Origin of the sequence: Microbacterium luteum (genome assembly GCF_015277875.1) — a bacterium.
In the GTDB taxonomy this organism is placed as follows: domain Bacteria; phylum Actinomycetota; class Actinomycetes; order Actinomycetales; family Microbacteriaceae; genus Microbacterium; species Microbacterium luteum.
On record NZ_CP063814.1, the window covers coordinates 1229225 to 1247168 of the forward strand.

General features: G+C 69.8%; 19 protein-coding genes and 1 tRNA gene. 15 read left to right on the top strand and 5 right to left on the bottom strand.

The window, feature by feature from the left end:
• Window positions 1–9: 9 nt before the first annotated feature.
• The 11 genes from IM777_RS05975 (at window position 10) to IM777_RS06025 (ending at window position 10113) form a co-directional block, all read left to right on the top strand.
• A complete protein-coding gene (locus IM777_RS05975; protein ID WP_071042867.1) occupies window positions 10–726 on the top strand; it encodes an O-methyltransferase in 717 nt (238 codons plus the stop codon).
• A gap of 60 nt (window positions 727–786) precedes the next feature.
• Window positions 787–2067: a phosphopyruvate hydratase gene (gene eno, locus IM777_RS05980; protein ID WP_194384951.1), complete on the top strand. Its 1281-nt coding sequence runs from the start codon at window positions 787–789 to the stop codon at window positions 2065–2067.
• 30 nt (window positions 2068–2097) lie between these two features.
• Window positions 2098–2625: an FtsB family cell division protein gene (locus tag IM777_RS05985; RefSeq protein WP_228480973.1), complete on the top strand. Its 528-nt coding sequence runs from the start codon at window positions 2098–2100 to the stop codon at window positions 2623–2625.
• Between the two features lie 57 nt (window positions 2626–2682).
• The gene (locus IM777_RS05990; protein ID WP_143003616.1) at window positions 2683–3204 is read left to right on the top strand and encodes a DUF501 domain-containing protein; all 522 of its coding nucleotides are present in this window, start codon (window positions 2683–2685) and stop codon (window positions 3202–3204) included.
• Complete coding sequence (locus IM777_RS05995) at window positions 3201–4478, top strand: S8 family serine peptidase (RefSeq protein WP_194384952.1); 1278 nt, start codon at window positions 3201–3203, stop codon at window positions 4476–4478. Before IM777_RS05990 ends, IM777_RS05995 begins: the two co-directional genes overlap by 4 nt.
• A gap of 31 nt (window positions 4479–4509) precedes the next feature.
• Complete coding sequence (locus tag IM777_RS06000; RefSeq protein WP_071043356.1) at window positions 4510–5883, top strand: NAD(P)/FAD-dependent oxidoreductase; 1374 nt, start codon at window positions 4510–4512, stop codon at window positions 5881–5883.
• Between the two features lie 25 nt (window positions 5884–5908).
• A tRNA-Leu gene (locus IM777_RS06005) sits at window positions 5909–5982 on the top strand.
• A gap of 1 nt (window position 5983) precedes the next feature.
• Window positions 5984–7210 (top strand): alanine racemase, encoded by a 1227-nt coding sequence (locus IM777_RS06010; RefSeq protein ID WP_194384953.1) that lies wholly within the window; start codon window positions 5984–5986, stop codon window positions 7208–7210.
• Window positions 7207–8520 (top strand): D-arabinono-1,4-lactone oxidase, encoded by a 1314-nt coding sequence (locus IM777_RS06015; protein WP_194384954.1) that lies wholly within the window; start codon window positions 7207–7209, stop codon window positions 8518–8520. Before IM777_RS06010 ends, IM777_RS06015 begins: the two co-directional genes overlap by 4 nt.
• Window positions 8521–8597: 77 nt before the next feature.
• A complete protein-coding gene (locus IM777_RS06020; RefSeq protein WP_194384955.1) occupies window positions 8598–9167 on the top strand; it encodes a LemA family protein in 570 nt (189 codons plus the stop codon).
• Window positions 9168–9219: 52 nt separating this feature from the next.
• Window positions 9220–10113 (top strand): M48 family metalloprotease, encoded by an 894-nt coding sequence (locus IM777_RS06025; RefSeq protein ID WP_071042872.1) that lies wholly within the window; start codon window positions 9220–9222, stop codon window positions 10111–10113.
• A 22-nt stretch (window positions 10114–10135) separates the two neighbouring features.
• Here the strand turns inward: IM777_RS06025 and IM777_RS06030 are convergent, their stop codons facing one another.
• Both IM777_RS06030 and IM777_RS06035 read right to left on the bottom strand, forming a co-directional pair.
• Entirely contained in the window at window positions 10136–11041 is a 906-nt protein-coding gene (locus tag IM777_RS06030; protein ID WP_194384956.1) for a hypothetical protein, read from the bottom strand.
• Window positions 11038–12330, bottom strand: a complete 1293-nt coding sequence (locus IM777_RS06035) for a winged helix-turn-helix domain-containing protein (protein WP_194384957.1) — start codon at window positions 12328–12330, stop codon at window positions 11038–11040. Before IM777_RS06035 ends, IM777_RS06030 begins: the two co-directional genes overlap by 4 nt.
• Before the next feature lie 62 nt (window positions 12331–12392).
• Here IM777_RS06035 and IM777_RS06040 point away from each other — a divergent pair, with 62 nt between their 5' ends.
• Window positions 12393–13589, top strand: coding sequence for an AI-2E family transporter (locus IM777_RS06040; RefSeq protein ID WP_071042875.1), 1197 nt, complete (start codon window positions 12393–12395; stop codon window positions 13587–13589).
• Window positions 13586–14812, top strand: a complete 1227-nt coding sequence (gene ilvA / locus IM777_RS06045) for a threonine ammonia-lyase (protein ID WP_071042876.1) — start codon at window positions 13586–13588, stop codon at window positions 14810–14812. Before IM777_RS06040 ends, ilvA begins: the two co-directional genes overlap by 4 nt.
• A 75-nt stretch (window positions 14813–14887) precedes the next feature.
• On the opposite strand, the gene greA is transcribed toward ilvA, so the two are convergent.
• Entirely contained in the window at window positions 14888–15379 is a 492-nt protein-coding gene (greA, locus tag IM777_RS06050; protein ID WP_071042877.1) for a transcription elongation factor GreA, read from the bottom strand.
• 126 nt (window positions 15380–15505) lie between these two features.
• Window positions 15506–15898, bottom strand: coding sequence for a DUF4307 domain-containing protein (locus IM777_RS06055; protein WP_194384958.1), 393 nt, complete (start codon window positions 15896–15898; stop codon window positions 15506–15508).
• A gap of 65 nt (window positions 15899–15963) precedes the next feature.
• Here IM777_RS06055 and IM777_RS06060 point away from each other — a divergent pair, with 65 nt between their 5' ends.
• A complete protein-coding gene (locus IM777_RS06060) occupies window positions 15964–16272 on the top strand; it encodes a hypothetical protein (RefSeq protein ID WP_071042879.1) in 309 nt (102 codons plus the stop codon).
• 10 nt (window positions 16273–16282) lie between these two features.
• Here IM777_RS06060 and trhA read toward each other — a convergent pair whose 3' ends face one another.
• On the bottom strand, window positions 16283–16975 hold the full coding sequence (gene trhA / locus IM777_RS06065) for a PAQR family membrane homeostasis protein TrhA (protein ID WP_083336367.1): 693 nt from the start codon (window positions 16973–16975) through the stop codon (window positions 16283–16285).
• A gap of 140 nt (window positions 16976–17115) precedes the next feature.
• On the opposite strand from trhA, the gene IM777_RS06070 reads away from it, so the two are divergent.
• Window positions 17116–17886 (top strand): isoprenyl transferase, encoded by a 771-nt coding sequence (locus IM777_RS06070; RefSeq protein WP_194385469.1) that lies wholly within the window; start codon window positions 17116–17118, stop codon window positions 17884–17886.
• Window positions 17887–17944 lie beyond the last annotated feature (58 nt).

Sequence of the window (17944 nt, forward strand, 5' to 3'; positions counted from 1 at the left end):
GCTGGGGGAATGGCCGACCCCACACCTGACGCGTGGCGACGCGTGGATCGCTACCTCACCGAGACCCTCGTCGGTCACGACCCCACCCTCGACGCCGCCGTCGACGACCAGAACGCGGCGGGCCTTCCGTCTATCGAGGTCGCCCCCGTCAACGGCAAGTTCCTGCACCTGCTGACCCGCATCGCCGGTGCGCGGCGCATCCTCGAGATCGGGACCCTCGGCGGATACTCCACCATCTGGCTGGCACGCGCGCTGCCGGAACGCGGGAGCGTGGTGAGCATCGAGGCGGAGCCGGTCAATGCGGCACTGGCCCGGGCGAACATCACCCGGGCGGGTCTCGCCGACCGCGTCGAGGTGCGTGAGGGCCGTGCTGCGGATGTGCTTCCGACCCTGTCCGGCGGCGAGCCGTTCGATCTCGTGTTCATCGACGCCGACAAGGAATCGAACACGATCTACCTCGATTGGGCGGCGCGTCTGGGGCGCCCCGGAACCGTCGTCGTCGTCGACAACGTCGGCCGAGGAGGGGAAGTCGCCAATCCCGCGACCACAGCGTCGAACGTCATCGGCACCCAGCGAGGGCTGGAGATGCTCGCGCGCGATCCGCGCTTCGACGCGACCGCCCTGCAGACCCTCGACGCGAAGGGATGGGACGGCATCGCCCTCGCGATCGTGGTCGAGCCGGGGCCGGCGCGCGACGCCGGTGGCGTCGAGCGCGGTCATCACTAGACTCGTCTTCGGACCGACGACGTTCCGAAGACCCACCCTCCATCTGACAAGGAGTCCTCAGTGGCACTTATCGAGGCTGTAGGCGCACGCGAGATCCTCGACTCGCGCGGAAACCCGACCGTCGAGGTGGAGGTTCTCCTCGACGACGGCATCGTCCAGCGGGCCGCCGTCCCGTCGGGCGCTTCCACCGGCGCTTTCGAAGCATATGAACTGCGTGACGGCGACAAGGGCCGCTACAACGGCAAGGGCGTCCTCAAGGCCGTCGAGGCCGTGATCGACGAGCTCGGGCCCGCGATCGAGGGCGTCGAGGCGAGCGAACAGCGCATCGTCGACGAGATCCTCATCGCCACCGACGGCACCGACAACAAGGGGCGCACCGGCGCGAACGCCATCCTCGGCGTGTCGCTCGCGGTGGCCAAGGCGGCCGCAGACTCGGCGGATCTGCCGCTGTTCCGCTACCTCGGCGGACCCAACGCGCACATCCTGCCCGTGCCGCTGTTCAACGTCATCAACGGCGGTGAGCACGCCGACAACGGCATCGACATGCAGGAGTTCTTCCTCGCCCCGATCGGGGCCGAGACCTTCTCGGAGTCGCTGCGCTGGGGGACCGAGGTCTACCACGTCCTCAAGGGCGAGCTGAAGGCTGCCGGGTTCGCCACCGGACTCGGCGACGAGGGCGGGTTCGCCCCCGATCTTCCGAGCAACCGCGAGGGGTTGGACTTCCTGGTGAAGGCGATCGAGAAGGCGGGCTTGACTCCCGGCACCGACATCGCGCTCGGCCTGGATGTCGCGGCGACCGAGTTCTTCTCCGACGGCGTCTACCGCCTGGAGAACAAGGACTGGACCGCTGCCGAACTCACCGATTACTACGTCGGGCTCGTGAACGACTATCCGATCGTCACGATCGAGGACGCGCTCGCCGAAGACGACTGGGACGCCTGGAAGGCGCTCACCGACGTGCTCGGCACGAAGACCCAGCTCGTCGGAGACGACCTTTTCGTCACCAACCCGCAGCGTCTGGCCGACGGCATCGGCCGCGGTGTCGCGAACTCGCTGCTGGTGAAGGTCAACCAGATCGGAACGCTGAGCGAGACGCTCGACGCGGTCGACATGGCGCACCGTGCGGGCTACACGGCGATGCTCTCGCACCGCTCGGGCGAGACCGAGGACACGACGATCGCCGACCTCGTCGTCGCCACCGGTGCCGGTCAGATCAAGAGCGGCGCGCCCGCACGCAGCGAGCGCGTGGCGAAATACAATCAGCTTCTGCGCATCGAGGAGGAGCTGGGCGACGCGGCGGAGTTCATCGGCCGCGCAGCCTTCCCGCGCTTCACGGGCTGATACACCGCACGAACGACGAGAGGGGGAGCCGTGGTCAAGACGACGGCTCCCTCTTCGCGTTCCCGGACGCGCCGTCCGGTCGACGTGCGCACGTGGCTCGGCGGCATCCGGCTGTCCGGGTTCATGGTGATCATGCTCGGCCTGGTGGTGCTGGCGGCCTTCGTGCTCGTTCCCACCATCGGCACCTACGTCGAGCAGCGTCAGCGCATCGACGCTCTCGAGGCGGCGGTCGCGCTCGCGCAGGACGACGTCGAAGACCTCGAGGCCCAGCAGGATCGTTGGCGCGACCCGGCCTTCATCACGACCCAGGCGCGAGAGCGCCTCTACTACGTCAAGCCGGGCGAGGTGGTCTACCTCGTCGACAACGACCTCGCGTCGGCCGATCTGCCGCAGGAGCAGGAACCCGTCAGTGAGGACGTCGAGCAGACCCGGAACGACTGGATGACGCAGATGGTCAGATCGGTCACCGAGGCCGGCCTCGCCCAGACGGTCGTTCCCGTGGACAGCGGCACCGAGGATCCGGCTACGTCCGAGCCGACGGATGACCCGACCCCGTGAGTGCGTGCGGGCCGGCGACCCAGCGGCGGTCCAGACGCGCCCGGTAACGTGGCGCGCGTGATCCCTTCGCCCTTCGCGCCCGTGACCGACGCCGAGCGGGATGTGCTCCGCGCCCAGCTCGGGCGGCCCGCGCGCGGCGTCGTCGGCGTCGCCGCGCGCTGCGCCTGCGGCAACCCGACGGTGGTCGCCACGTCGCCCCGACTGGATGACGGCACGCCTTTCCCCACGTTCTACTACCTCACCCACCCGGGCGCGACCGCGGCGATGTCGGCGCTGGAGGCGACACAGGTGATGGTCGAGTACAACGTCCTCCTGGCCGACGATGACGACGTCGCCCACGCCTACCAGCGTGCCCATGAGGCCTACCTCGCCGACCGGGCGCCGTACGGGGAGGTCCCCGAGATCGACGGTGTCTCCGCGGGCGGTATGCCCACGCGCGTGAAGTGCCTTCACGCGCTCGCCGCTCACAGCCTCGCGGCCGGCCCGGGGGTGAACCCGATCGGCGACCTGGCCCTCGAACGCGGCGACTGGTCGCCCGCGGTGTGCGTGTGCGCCGAACCCGGAGCGGCGACGACATGAAGCGCGTGGTCGCCGCCGTCGCCGCGGCTCTCCTCGGGGTCACCCTCCTCACCGGGTCGACCGCCGCCACGCCCCCCGCAGACGCCGACTCTCCCGACGACGTCATCGATCCGGTGCGCGGACTGGAGTACTGGCTCGACGACTACGGCATCACCGAGGCATGGGAGACGACCCGGGGAGCGGGGGTCACGATCGCGGTGATCGACACCGGCATCGCGCGGGGTCCCGTCGAGCTGGATCCCGCCGTCGTCGGCGGCACGGACATGTCCGGTCTCGGATCGACCGACGGCCGCACGCCGGTCGGCGCCGTCGACGCGAGCCACGGCAGCTGGGTGGCCTCCCTCGCCGCCGCGCGGGGCACCGGGGCCGACACCGGGATGATCGGCGTCGCGCCGGAGGCGGATCTGCTCTCGATCTCGGTCGGCTTCGGTTCCTCCGCCGCCGTGCCGTTCGTGGACCAGGTCGCCGACGGCATCCGCTGGGCGGTCGACAACGGAGCCGACATCATCAATCTCTCCTTCACCACCAACACGACCGATTGGGACACCAGCTGGGACAGCGCGTTCCAGTACGCCTTCGACAACGACGTGGTGATCGTCGTCGCCGCCGGCAACCGCGGCAGCGGCACGTCGACCGTCGGGGCGCCGGCGACGATCCCGGGCGTGCTCACCGTCGCCGGGGTCGACCCCGAGGGGACCGCCAGCGTCGAAGCCTCGACGCAGGGCATCACCCTGGGCGTATCGGCGCCCAGCGAGAAGCTGCTCGGCGTCTCGGCAGACGGTGCCGTCGTGCAGTGGGACGGCACGAGCGGTGCCGCCCCGATCGTGGCCGGCATCGCCGCACTCGTGCGCTCGGCGCATCCCGACCTCGATGCGAACAACGTCATCAACCGACTCATCCGCACCACGACCCCGGCCGAGGGCTCCTCGGTCCTCTACGGCTATGGGCTCGTCGACGCCGACGCGGCGGTGAACGCCTCCGTGCCGACGGTCACCACGAATCCGATGGGAAGCCTCGAGGAGTGGATCCGCATCTACCGGCGGGCGGATGCAGGGCCCGTGGCCCAGCCGACCGCGGAGCCGGTCGAGATCGAGGCCCTTCCTCCGGCCGAATCGCTCTCTCGCGATGATTCGCCGCTGCTGCCGACCCGGGAGACCCTGCTGTACGGCACCCTCCCGCTCGTCATGGTCACCAGCGCCGCTATACTGGTGGCGCTCGGCGTCACCGCAGCTGTCCGACGCATCCGATCGGCGTCCCGAACGCCCAGCCGCTGACTCAGGGAGTACCCCACTCGTGACCAACACCGTGCCCAAGATCCTCATCGTCGGTGGCGGATACGCAGGTTTCTACACGGCCTGGAAGCTCGAAAAGACTCTGCGCAAGGGAGAAGCCGAGGTCACCATCGTCGACCCGCTTCCCTACATGACCTACCAGCCGTTCCTGCCGGAAGTCGCTGCCGGCTCGATCGAGGCGCGTCATTCCGTGGTGTCGCTGCGACGCCACCTGAAGCGCACGCGCATCCTCACCGGCAAGATCACCGGCATCGACCACGCGTCGAAGTCGGCGACCGTCACCCCCGAGATCGGCGACCCCTTCACCGAGACGTACGACCAGATCGTCGTCACCGCCGGGGCCGTCTCGCGCACGTTCCCGATCCCCGGGATCGCCGACAACGCCATCGGCCTCAAGACGATCGAAGAGGCCGTCGCGATCCGCGACCAGCTCCTGGACAACTTCGACAAGGCCGCGATGATCCCCGCCGGACCCGAGCGCGATCGTCTGCTGACGGTCATCGTCGTCGGCGGCGGCTTCGCCGGCATCGAGGTCTTCGCCGAGCTCCGCTCGTTCGCATCGTCGCTGCTGGCGAAGTATCCGACCATCTCGTTCGAGGACACCCACTTCCACCTCATCGAGGCGATGGGTCGCATCATGCCCGAGGTGTCGCTGCCCACGAGCGAATGGGTGCTGAAGGACCTCGCCAAGCGGGGCGCGTACGTTCACCTGGACACTCAGGTCAAGGGTGCCGTCGACGGCAACGTCGAGCTCTCGACCGGGGAGACCCTGCCGTCGGATCTGATCATCTGGACCGCAGGCGTGATGGCCAACCCGACCGTCGTGCGCGGCAGCGACCTGCCCGTCGAGGAGCGGGGCCGCATCCGCACCCGTCCCGATCTGCGCGTGGGGACCGACGAGGAGATCGTCGAGGGCGCCTGGGCGGCCGGCGACGTCTCGGCCGTGCCCGACCTCACCGGTGGCGGCGTGGGCGGCATGTGCGTGCCGAACGCACAGCACGCCGTGCGCCAGGGCAAGCTGCTCGCGAAGAACATCACGGCGGTCCTGCGCGGCGAGGACCCCAAGGACTACGTCCACAAGAACCTGGGAGCCGTCGCCGGGCTCGGCCTGTACAACGGCGTCTTCCAGTCCGGCAAGCTCGCGCTGAAGGGCTTCATCGCCTGGATCGCGCACCGCGGCTACCACGGTCTCGCGATGCCCACGTGGGAGCGCAAGTTCCGGGTGATCTGGGGCTGGTGGAACAACCTCTGGCTCGGTCGCGACATCGTGAGCCTTTCCAGCGTGCAGAACCCCCGCTACGTCTTCGAGGAGTTCGCGGCGCGCCCGCGACCGGCCGAGCCCGAGAAGAAGGCCGACGCCGACAAGGAGAAGGCCGCCGCGCGCTGAGCGGTAGCGTGGGGGATGCTGCGGCGCCCCCGTAGCCCAACCGGCAGAGGCAGGCGACTTAAAATCGCTTCAGTCTGGGTTCGAATCCCAGCGGGGGCACATGATCGATCTGCTGGCGCGGGAGGCCACCACACCCGGGTGGCATGACGCAGCGGCGTACTGGGGTCGCCTCACGGATGCGGTCTCCGACGTCTCGGGGCCGTGCGCGGTCGTCGAACTCGATGCGCTGCGCCACAACGCCCTCGACATGCTCGTCCGCGCGCGCGGCGTGCCGATCCGGATCGCGACCAAGTCGGTGCGCGTGCGGGAGGTGCTCGACGCGACGCTCGCGCTGCCCGGCTACGCGGGGCTGCTGGCCTACACGCTGCCCGAGGCGCTGTGGCTCGCCGAGGCCCACGATGACATCGTCGTGGGCTACCCCTCGGCCGATCGCGCGGCGCTCGCCCGCCTCGCAGCCGACGAGCGCGCCGCGGCGCGGGTGACGATCATGGTCGACGACCCGGCGCAGCTGGATCTTCTGGACGCCGTCGCCGCCCCGACCGCGCGCTGCGAGGTGCGCGTCGCGATCGACGCGGACGCCTCCTGGCGCTCGGCCGCGCTCGGTCACGTCGGCGTCCGCCGATCGCCGCTGTTCGCCGCCGCCGACGTCGCCCGCCTCGCCCGGGCCATCGTCGCCCGCCCCGGGTTCCGGCTCGTGGGACTCATGATGTACGAGGCGCAGATCGCCGGCCAGCCGGACGCCGTCGGCACCGATGCGCCGGTCATGCGGTGGATGAAGCGACGCTCGGCCGCCGAGCTCCACGACCGACGGGCCGGCATCGTCGCCGCGCTGCGCGAGATCGCGCCCCTGGAGTTCGTCAACGGCGGGGGAACCGGCTCGCTCGAGTCGACGGCATCCGATCGCTCCGTGACCGAGCTCACCGCCGGCAGCGGACTGCTCGCCGGCCATCTCTTCGACGGTTACCGCGGGTTTCATCCGGCGCCGGCATCCGCCTTCGCGCTCAAGGTCGTCCGGCGTCCGGCTCCCGACATGGTCACGGTGCTGGGAGGCGGATGGATCGCGTCGGGGCCACCGACGCCGTCGCGGCAGCCGGCACCGGTGTGGCCGAAGGCGCTGCGCACCCTCGCCCGCGAGGCGGCCGGCGAGGTGCAGACGCCCCTCCGAGGCGCTTCGGCGGGATCCCTCGCGATCGGCGACCGGGTCTGGTTCCGGCACGCCAAGAGCGGCGAGACGGCGGAGCACGTCGATGGCGTCCTGCTCGTGGCAGACGGCGAGATCGCCGGCGAGGCGCCGACCTATCGCGGCGAGGGGAAGGCGTTCCTATGACACGACCCGGGGCGACGTGGCGCAACTGGGCGCGATCGGCCGCCGTCCGACCGCAGCGGATGGAGTTTCCGCGCACGGTGGGTGCGGTGGCGCGAGCGGTGACGGCGGCGCGAGAGCGGGGGATGCCGATCAAGGCCGTCGGCGCGGGCCACAGCTTCACCGGCATCGCGGTGGCGCCCGGTGCTCTGCTCGATCTCACCGACCTCTCGGGGGTGGTCTCGGTGGACGCCGAGCGGGCCCGCGTGACGTTCCTCGCGGGAACGAGGCTGCATCAGATCCCGAAACTGCTCGCGCCGTACGGGCTGGCCATGGCGAATCTCGGCGACATCGACCGCCAGTCGATCTCCGGGGCCATCTCGACCGGAACACACGGCACGGGAGTACGCTTCGGAGGACTCTCGACCCAGGTCGTCGGCGTGGCGCTCGTCGCGGGCGACGGCGAGATGCTCCGGGTGAACGAGCACGAGAACGCCGACATGCTTCCGGCCGTCGCCCTCGGGCTCGGCGCGCTGGGCATCCTCGTCGAGGTCACCCTGCAGTGCGTCCCGGCGTTCCTGCTGAGCGCGGTGGAGAAGCCGGAGCCTCTCGACGAGGTCCGTGCGAGCCTGCATCGGCGCGCGGCCGAGGCGGATCATTTCGAGTTCTACTGGTTCCCCCACACCGACAGCGCGATGACGAAGACGAACACGCGCCTGCCCGAGAGCGCGCCGCGCAAGCCTCTCGGCGTCATCGGGGGCTGGGTGGACGACACCCTCGTCGGAGGTGCCCTGCATCAGGCGGCGTGCGGCATCGCCAAGGCGGTGCCAGCCAGCGTGCCTGCCATCGCGCAGGCCTCGGTGCGGCTCTGGGGGGACCGCGCCTTCACCGACGCGTCGCACAAGGTGTTCGCCACCTCCCGATCGGTGCGCTTCCGCGAGATGGAGTACGCGCTGCCCGCATCGGCCGTGGGCGCGGCCTTCGACCGGCTGCGTGGCCTCATCGACGACGAGGGATGGCGCGTGTCCTTCCCCGTCGAGGTGCGCTTCGCCGCGGCCGACGACCGGTGGCTGTCCACGGCGTACGACCGCGACACGGCCTACATCGCGGTCCACCGATACTGGCGCGAGGATCCGTCGGAGTACTTCGAGGCCGTCGAGCAGATCATGCTCGCACACGACGGACGGCCGCACTGGGGGAAGATGCACACGCTCGGCGTCGCCGATCTCGGCCCGCGCTACCCGCGCTTCGCGGACTTCGTGGCGCTGCGCGACCGCCTCGACCCCGATCGCCTGTTCGGCAACCGGTACCTCACGCGCGTCCTGGGGGAGTGACCCCGCAGCCCGCGGGAGTGCTGGGAGTCCGCGGCTCGGGCACGTGAGGTCCGCGGGTGCGGACTAGGATGGCGACCATGTGGGAATGGCTTATCCCGGTCCTCATCGTCGTCGCGATCGTCGTCATCGCCGGTATCTACCTGTGGGCGACGTACAACTCGCTGGTGCAGTTGAACGTTCGCGTCGACGAGGCGTGGAGCGACATCACCGTGCAGCTGAAGCGACGCGCCGACCTGCTCCCGAATCTGATCGAGGCGGTGAAGGGGTATGCCGCGCACGAGAAGGCGGTTTTCGAGAACGTCACGCGCGCTCGCGCGGAGACGCTGAACGTGGCGAGTCCGGCGGAAGCGGGCGTCGCCGAAGGGCACATGCAGCAGGCGCTGAAGTCGATCTTCGCGGTGGCGGAGGCCTACCCCCAGCTTCAGGCCAGCCAGAACTTCCTCCAGCTCCAGCAGGCGATCGTCGACACCGAGGACAAGATCCAGGCATCGCGCCGGTTCTACAACGGCGGCGTCCGGGAGCTGAACACCAAGATCAAGGTCTTCCCGAACAACCTCTTCGCCAAGAACCTCGGGTTCAGCGAGCGCGAGTTCTTCGAGGTCGTCGACGGCGCCGCGATCTCGGAGCCGCCGCGCGTGCAGTTCTGACGCAACAGCTGACGTACCGCATCGCAGTTCACACGGCGAAGGAGGACCGACCGTGTACAGCGCCATCGCGCGGAACAAGCGCAACACGTGGTTCATCCTCATCGGCTTCGTCCTGGTGCTGGGGGCGATCGGATGGATCGCCGGCTGGCTCCTGGGCAACAACTGGTTCGTGACCGGGTTCATCCTGCTGTTCGCGGCCGGATACGCCACCGTGCAGTACTTCTTCGCCGACCGGGAAGCGCTCGCGATGGCGGGAGCAGTCGAGGTGTCGTCGCACGACGCGCCACGATATTTCCGGCTCGTGGAGAACCTCTGCATCACGACCGGAACGCCGATGCCGAAGCTCTACGTGGTCGAGGATGCCGCCCCCAACGCGTTCGCGACGGGGCGCACGCCCGAGAAAGCGGCCATCACCGTCACCACGGGACTGTTCGAGATCATGACCGATCGTGAGCTCGAGGGAGTCCTCGCGCACGAGCTGGGCCACATCCGGAACTACGACATCCGCGTCTCGCTCATCGTCTTCGGTCTCGTCGTGGCCGTCGGGATCCTCGCCGACATCATGCTGCGTGCCGCGTTCTTCGGCGGGATGCGGCGCGGAGGCGGCAACAACGGGCAGGCGCAGCTGCTCTTCATGATCTTCGGCCTCGTCGCCGCGATCGTGGCACCCCTTCTCGCCGGGGTCGTGCAGGCGGCGATCTCGCGTCAGCGCGAATACCTGGCGGATGCCACGAGCGCCCTGACCACCCGCGACCCGGACGGGCTCGCGTCGGCTCTGGCCAAGCTCTCCCAGGAGGGGAGGCCGCTGCAGCGGGAGAACACGTCCATGGCGCATCTGTGGTTCGCGAATCCGCTCGCGCCGAAGGCCTTCGCCAAGATGTTCGCGACCCACCCGCCGATTCCCGACCGCATCGCACGACTCCATGAGATCGGCGGCTCCTTCTGAGGTGTCAGAAGCCGCTGTGGGCTCAGAAGGCGCGAATCACCAGCTGCGCGCCGTCGAAGGTGATCGCGCCGCGCATCATCCAGTCGTCGGTGCGGTAGGTGCGCGGTTCGTCGCCTTCCCGCGCCTGGCCGCGGACGGTGGCGACGAGCACTCCGTCGGAGGCGACGAGGACGCCGTCGACACCGAGGTCGGCCACGCTCGGGTAGGCATCGATGCGGTAGTCGATCGACGCGATGGACGTGAAGTCGGCCGGCCACGGAACGTCGAATCCGCACGAGGCGGGAACGCTCTGCGCGGAGACCGTGCACGCTTCGGCCCACGCATCGACCGCGCGTTGCACGGCGTCGACGGCCCCCGCGGCGAGTTCGGTCTCGACGACGACGTGCACCGTTTGCTGCGGGGTGATCACGGCATCCGTCCGACCCGACAGCACCTCTTCGGGAACGGCGACGACGGGGTAGACCGCCGGAAGCACGTCGACGACGGTGTCGGCCTCGACCACCGCGTCGCCCATCGTGACGGCTGCGCCGGGAGTGGTGGATGCCGACAGCTCACCGAGGTCGTCACCGGCGACCTTCCAGCCGTCGCTGTCGCCGATCACGGCGAACTGCAGCGGCCGGCGCTCCCCGGCGAGCTCCGCCGAGGCGGTCACCGCGCCCTCGTCGCCGTCCACGACCACATCGTCGATCCGCGCGTCGACGATGTGGTCCGCGCCCGCGAACGCGTCGATCGCGAGCGGCGAGAGCGATCCCCTCCGAACCTCCTGGATGGTGTCGATGTCGCCCTGCTCGAGCGCGGTGAGGTAGACCTGCGCGATATCCCGCGGGGCCGATGCCCGATCGGCGGTCGAGGTCCACCACCACACCATCGCTGCGGCTCCGAGCACCACGGCGACCGATGCGACGACGACCGCGACGCGACGGCTCACGAGGCGACCTCGGCCGGCGCATCGGGCTCGGCGGGAGAGAGGGCTTCGGGGCCGATCGGTCCGGCATCGTGGCGGGGTGCGCCGCCGAGCATTCGAGCGATGTCGTCGGTCGCATCACCCCAGTGCGAAACCGAGACGGTCTCCAGACCCTGCCAGGAAGCAGCGGCGCGCAGCCGATCTGCGACCGCCTCGGCGGCGTCGCGGGGGGCGCCGTGCTCCCACCAGGCCGACTGGACGAGCAGTCGGCCCGTCGGTCGGTCCGCCTTGAGATCGACGCGCCCGACGATGTCGTCGCCGACGAGCACGGGCAGGGAGTAGTAGCCGAACCGGCGGCGGTTCGCGGGGGTGTAGATCTCGATCCGGTAGGAGAAGTCGAACAAGCGCTCGGCGCGGTCGCGGAACCACACCACCGGATCGAAGGGCGTGAGCACGGCCGCGGCCTCGACGTGCCGCGGCAGTCGCGCGTCGCGATGGACCCACGCCTTGGCGGGACGCCCGCCCGAGGTCCAGCCCTCGACCCTCACGGGCGAGAGGTCGCCCGCATCGACGAGGTCGCTGACGGCGGCGAGGATCGCCCTGCGGTCGCGGATGCGCCAGTAGTCGGCGAGATCGGCGACGGTCGCGACCCCGTATGCCGCCGCGGCTCGACGGACGAGCTCGCGGATCGCGTCGTCGCGGGGCACGGGAGTGCGTGCGTCGTCCGGGATCACCTGGGAGGCCAGGCCGTAGCGGCGTTCGAATCCCCGGCGTCCGGCGATGGCGACCTCGCCGTACAGCCACAGGTACTCGAGGGCGGACTTCACCTCGTCCCAGTCCCACCAGGGTCCGCGCCGGGACCGGTGGGCGTCTCGCTCGATGTCGGCCGGACGCAACGGTCCGCGGGCGGAGAGCTCGTCGCGCACCCACGACACGGTCTCGGCGTGGCGCCGCGTCCAGCCGTCGGGGGCGTCGTACTTCCGGCGCAGCTCCCGCATCCGGAAATCGAACAGTCCCCAGTCCGCCGCGGGGATGAACGCGGCCACGTGGGCCCAGTACTCGACGAAGGGCGCCCGCCGCGCGAACAAAAGCCGATCCAGGTCGGCGGTCTCATAGCTCCCCAGGCGCGAGAACAGCGGCATGTAGTGCGATCGCGCGAAGACGTTCACGGAATCGATCTGGAGAGTGCCGAGGCGGCGGATGGTCGCACCGAGCGTGCGCACCCCCGCGCGGCCGTCGACGGGGCGCTTGCCGAAGCCCTGGGCGGCCAGCGCGATCCGACGCGCTTCCGGGGCGCTCAGCGTCTCCTTCACCCGGTCAGCCTAACGGCCCCCTCCGACGCGGCCCCGGCCTCGCGGGGACCTAGACTGGCGTGATGAGCGGTCCAGACGACACGTCCCGTGGCTCGTTCTTCTCCGCACTGCGCGATCGCACCCGCATCGTCTCGGGAGAGCTGAGCGAGCAGGTTCCGCGTGGGCTGCGTCTGACAGCGGAGTACGCGTGGCGCTTCCTGCTCATCGCCGCCGCGATCGGCGTGCTCATCTGGCTGATCATCCAGTTGAAGCTGCTGGTCATCCCCATGATGGTGGCCATCCTCGTGACGGCGCTGCTGTGGCCCTTCTTCTCCTGGATGATCCGGCACCGCTTCCCGCGCTGGATCGCCATCGTCATCGCGCTCCTGGGCACCTTCGCCGTCGTCGCCGGCCTCGTGTGGCTGGTGACCTGGCAGATCTCGCGCGAGTGGCCGTCGGTGCAGCAGCGTACCGTCGAAGCGGTGGGGGAGGTGCGGGACTATCTCGTTCAGGGTCCCCTGCACCTGACGGAGCGGCAGATCGACGATCTCCTCACCCAGGCGGGAACATTCCTGCAGCAGCAGGCCGAACTGCTCTGGTCGGGAGCCCTCGCCATCGGCACGACCGTCGGACACGTGGCGACCGGTGCCCTCCTGGCCGTCTTCATCCTCATCACGCTGCTCGCCGACGGCGCCGGCATCTGGCGCTGGACCACGAAGCTGTTCCCGAAGCGCACGCGCGCGGCCGTCGACGGAGCCGCCAGGGCGGGGTGGGTCACCGTCATCAACTACGCCCGCACCCAGCTGCTGGTCGCCACGATCGACGCCATCGGCATCGGAGTCGGCGCCGCGCTCCTCGGGGTGCCGCTGGCGATCCCCATCGGCGTGCTGGTGTTCCTCGGCGCGTTCATCCCGTTCGTCGGAGCCGTCGTGACCGGGGCTCTCGCGGTCTTCCTCGCGCTGGTCTACAGCGGTCCGTGGATCGCGCTGTGGATGCTCCTGGTCGTCCTCGGGGTGCAGCAGCTCGAGGGTCACGTGCTGCAGCCGCTGCTCATGGGGTCGGCGGTGAAGGTCCACCCGCTGGCGGTCGTCCTCGTCGTGGCCGGCGGTGCGATGATCGCCGGCATCCCGGGTGCTCTGTTCGCGGTGCCGCTGGCCGCGTTCGTCAACGTCGTCGCGGTCTATCTTGGCGAGCGCGCCTGGGAGACCGGCGCCGATCCGCGTGTGACGGCGGATCTGATCTGGACCACCGTCCCGAGAACGAGGAGGACGCGCGCGTGAGCGCCCCCACCATCGAAGACTTCGCCGATGCCGCCGCCACCCTGGACGGCGTGATCACCCGCACCCCGACGGACCGCTCGCAGTTCCTCTCCGACCTGCTCGGCGTGCCGGTGCATCTCAAGCTCGAGAACCTGCAGCGCACCGGGTCGTTCAAGATCCGCGGTGCCACCTACCGTCTGTCGCGCCTGAGCGAGAAGGAGCGCGAACGCGGTGTCGTCGCCGCCTCGGCGGGCAACCATGCGCAGGGGGTCGCGCTCGCGGCGCAGACCCTGGGCATCCCCGCGACCATCTTCATGCCGCTGGGCGTGCCGGTCCCGAAGCTCCTCGCCACCCGTGGCTATGGCGCCGACGTCGTGCTCGAAGGGGCCACCGTCGAGACTCCACTGCGCCTGGCCGCCGAGTACGCCGAGCGGACCGGCGCCGTGCTCATCCACCCCTTCGACCACCGAGACGTGATCGTCGGCCAGGGAACGCTCGGGATCGAGCTCTACGACGAGGTTCCCGATCTCGAGACGGTCGTGCTCGGCATCGGCGGCGGCGGCCTCCTCGCCGGCGTCGCTGCGGCCGTGAAGGCGCGTGCGGCGGCCGACGGTCGGCGCGTTCGCATCGTCGGCGTCCAGGCGGAGAATTCCGCCGCGTATCCCTCGTCGATGGCGGCGGGCAAGCCCCTCGAGGTCGCAACGCGACCCACGATCGCCGACGGGATCGCCGTCGCGCGACCGGGGGACCTGCCGTTCGAGATCATCCACGACCTCGTCGACGAGGTCGTCACCGTGACGGAGGACGACATCGCGCGCGCACTGCTGGTGCTGCTCGAGCGCGCGAAGCAGGTCGTCGAGCCGGCGGGCGCCGTCGGTGTCGCGGCGATGCTCGCGGGCAAAGTCACCGCGACCGGCACCACCGTGACGGTGCTCTCCGGCGGCAACATCGATCCGCTGCTGCTGCAGCGCGTCGTCGCACACGGGCTCGCGGCCTCGGGGCGCTACATGAGCCTGCGGATTCCGCTGCCCGACCGGCCCGGCCAGCTGGCCAAGGTGTCCGAGCTGCTGGCGCTCGCCGGGGCCAATGTCATCGAGGTGCTGCACACCCGTCACGGTCAGGGACTGCAGATCTCCGAGGTGATCCTTCAGCTCAGCGTCGAGACGCGCGGCGAGGAACACCGCGCACACGTCATCTCCACGCTCGAGCAGGCGGGATTCACCGCGACAGTCGTCCCCGATTGAACGCCGAACGGGCCGCATCCGCGCACACGCGCGAAGCGACCCGTTCGGGGCAGGCCGCTCGAGGCCGCCCGGGATTCACTGACCGTCGTACGTCTCGACCTTGACGATCTCGACGGCGATCTCCTTGCCGTTCGGGGCGGTGTACGACACCTTCTCGCCTTCCTTGCGGCCGAGGATGGCCTCGCCGAGCGGGGAGACCTCGCTGTACACGTCGAGCTCTGTGCCGCCGGCGATCTCGCGGTTTCCGAGCAGGAACGTCTCCTCGCCTCCGGCGATGACCGCGGTCACGACGGTTCCCGGCTCGACCACGCCGTGACTCTGGGGCGAGTCGCCGACCTTGGCGGACTTCAGCAGGGACTGGAGGGTGCGGATGCGCGCCTCCTGCTTGCCCTGCTCGTCCTTCGCGGCGTGATATCCGCCGTTCTCCTTGAGGTCGCCCTCTTCGCGCGCGGCCTCGATACGCTTGGCGATCTCCTCGCGACCGGTGGTCGAGAGGTGTTCGAGCTCGGCCGTCAGTCGGTCGTGCGCCTCCTGCGTGAGGAACGTCACCTGGGCATCGCTGGACACGTCACATCTCCTTCGGTTCGGATGGGACTGCTGGTTCGGACCGGACTGTCGAACGAGAATTCCGGTGCGGGTAACCGAAACGCCCCGGGCATCGGCCGGGGCGTCAGTCGTCTGTGTCTCGACAGACTACGTCACCCAGCACGTGTTGACAAAACCGGTGGTGGCTTCGCCGACGGTCGGGATGTCCTCCCGAACGGCGACCGAGTGCCGTTCGGACGCGGGGTACTGCACGATCTTCCATCCGACGACGCCGTGATCGGGATCCCGGGCCTCCAGGGCGCACGCCACGTCGCGCCCGGCGGGCGCGGCCATCTGGAAGCTGAGGGTCACCGAATGCTCGTCGACGACCTCGAACGCGACCGTCTCGACCTCCACGTCGTCGAGGACGTTGCTCACCGCACCCCAGGCGATCGCTCCGGCCAGGAGTGCACCGACGCCGATGGCGACACCGGCGACGACGCGTCGTCGCGCGGAAGGCGTGCGACCGTACCGGTCGTCGAGCTGCTCGGGGGTCGTCATGCGGCACTGCTCCGGAAGATTAGGCTGAAGACCAGGCTATGCGCTCCGGCGCGGATCGAGGAAACATGCACGATGCGCTCGTCGCTCTGGCGACCGCGACACCCACGCCGACCCCTGCCGAGCTCGTCGACCCGGATCTGGTGACGCCCGGCCCGTGGGGCTTCCTCGTGTTCGCACTCCTGGGCGTGGCGGTCATCGTGCTCATCACCGACATGCTGCGTCGCATCCGTCGAGGACGCATCCGGGCTGACATCGACGAGCAGCTCGACGCCGAGCAGGCGGCCGCCGACGCACGGGCCGGCGGGGAGCCCGCTGCACCCGATGAGGATGGCCCGGTGAGCAGCGGAGACGACCCGGCCGAGCCGCGCCGCTGACGCGGGGAGATCAGCCCGCGTGATAGGCGGGCTGCAGGGCGATGAGCAGGCACGCCGTCCAGTGGCACAGGAACGCCAGCACGGTGCAGACGTGGAAGATCTCGTGGAAGCCGAAGTGACCCGGCCACGGGTTGGGGCGCTTGAGCGCGTAGACCACGGCGCCTCCCGTGTACAGGAGGCCGCCGACGATCACGAGGATCATCATCGCCGGGTTGGCCGCGAAGAGGTCGACGATGTACATCACCGCGGCCCATCCGAGCACCAGGTACAGCGCGACGTACAGCCATCGCGGTGCGTCGATCCAGAAGACGCGGAACAGGATCCCGAGGATCGCCCCTCCCCACACGAGGGACAGCAGCAGCACGGACTTCGACGTCGGCAGTGCGAGCACGGCGATCGGCGTGTAGGTGCCGGCGATCAGAAGCAGGATGTTGGCGTGATCGATGCGCTTGAGCGTGGCGCGCATGGTCGGCTTCCACGAGAAGCGGTGGTACAGGGCCGAGTTGCCGAACAGCAGCAGCGACGTGGCCATGAACACCGCGGACGACCACTTCGCCGGTGCTCCCTGCGCGAGCACGATGAGAACGATGCCGGCGGCGATCGCGACGGGGAAGGTGCCGGCGTGGATCCACCCGCGCCAGCTGGGCTTCACCTCCGTCTGGGCGCTGAGGGCCGTCGCCTCGAGGAGGGGGAGCTCGGGCATCTTCGCGCCCTCGTCGGACACGATCGTGCGCTCTCGGCGGGCCATGATCCGAGCGTACGCGTCGGAGTATGCCGCCGGGCGCACGCGTCACCGGACCGTCTCGGCTTCGGGACCGGCGGTACGTTAGGGAGGTGACGCAGATGAAGCAGGGCAGGGGACCGCTGTATCGCCTGTACATCGGCCGGCTGCGCCGCAGTCTCACTCCGGAGACGGTGCCGCACCACGTCGCGATGATGATCGACGGCAACCGGAGGTGGGCGCGTCAGCTCGGATTCGACTCCGCCGCCCATGGGCACCGCGCCGGAGCGGCGAAGATGCGCGAGTTCCTGCGCTGGTGCGACGACATCGGCGTGAGGGTCGTCTCCCTGTACCTGCTCTCCAACGACAATCTGCGCAAGCGCGATTCCCAGGAGCTGTCCGATCTGGTGGAGATCATCGCGGAGCTGGCCGAAGGGCTCTCCCGGGAACGGGACTGGCGGGTGCAGCACGTGGGTCGATCCGAGAATCTGCCTCCGGACCTCGCTCGTGTGCTCGCGGACGCGCAGGCGCGCACGGTGGAGCATCGAGGTCTCCACGTGAACCTCGCCGTGGGGTACGGCGGGCGCGGCGAGATCGTCGACGCGGTTCGCAGCCTCATCTCCGCCCACCACCGCAGCGGCGGTTCGTTGGAGGATCTCGCGGAGAGCCTCACTCCGGAGCAGATCGGGGAGCACCTCTACACGGGCGGACAGCCCGATCCGGACCTGGTCATCCGCACGTCGGGCGAGCAGCGTCTCAGCGACTTCCTGCTGTGGCAGTCCGCGCACAGCGAGTTCTACTTCGTCGAAGCGCTCGGGCCCGACCTGCGCGAGGTGGACTTCCTGCGCGCGATGCGCGACTACGCAGAGCGCGATCGGCGCTACGGCAGCTGAACGGATGCGGCGTCACGTCGTCGCATCCAGGAATTCACTCCGGCGTAACGCGCGGACA

What these genes read in the sequence shown, in the direction of transcription:
- IM777_RS05975 (WP_071042867.1), top strand. Translation starts at nt 10, where the DNA reads ATGGCCGACCCCACACCTGACGCGTGGCGACGCGTGGATCGCTACCTC.
- IM777_RS05995 (WP_194384952.1), top strand. Translation starts at nt 3,201, where the DNA reads ATGAAGCGCGTGGTCGCCGCCGTCGCCGCGGCTCTCCTCGGGGTCACC.
- IM777_RS06010 (WP_194384953.1), top strand. Translation starts at nt 5,984, where the DNA reads ATGATCGATCTGCTGGCGCGGGAGGCCACCACACCCGGGTGGCATGAC.
- IM777_RS06015 (WP_194384954.1), top strand. Translation starts at nt 7,207, where the DNA reads ATGACACGACCCGGGGCGACGTGGCGCAACTGGGCGCGATCGGCCGCC.
- IM777_RS06020 (WP_194384955.1), top strand. Translation starts at nt 8,598, where the DNA reads ATGTGGGAATGGCTTATCCCGGTCCTCATCGTCGTCGCGATCGTCGTC.
- IM777_RS06040 (WP_071042875.1), top strand. Translation starts at nt 12,393, where the DNA reads ATGAGCGGTCCAGACGACACGTCCCGTGGCTCGTTCTTCTCCGCACTG.
- IM777_RS06055 (WP_194384958.1), bottom strand. Translation starts at nt 15,898, where the DNA reads ATGACGACCCCCGAGCAGCTCGACGACCGGTACGGTCGCACGCCTTCC.
- IM777_RS06060 (WP_071042879.1), top strand. Translation starts at nt 15,964, where the DNA reads ATGCACGATGCGCTCGTCGCTCTGGCGACCGCGACACCCACGCCGACC.
- trhA (WP_083336367.1), bottom strand. Translation starts at nt 16,975, where the DNA reads ATGCCCGAGCTCCCCCTCCTCGAGGCGACGGCCCTCAGCGCCCAGACG.
- IM777_RS06070 (WP_194385469.1), top strand. Translation starts at nt 17,116, where the DNA reads ATGAAGCAGGGCAGGGGACCGCTGTATCGCCTGTACATCGGCCGGCTG.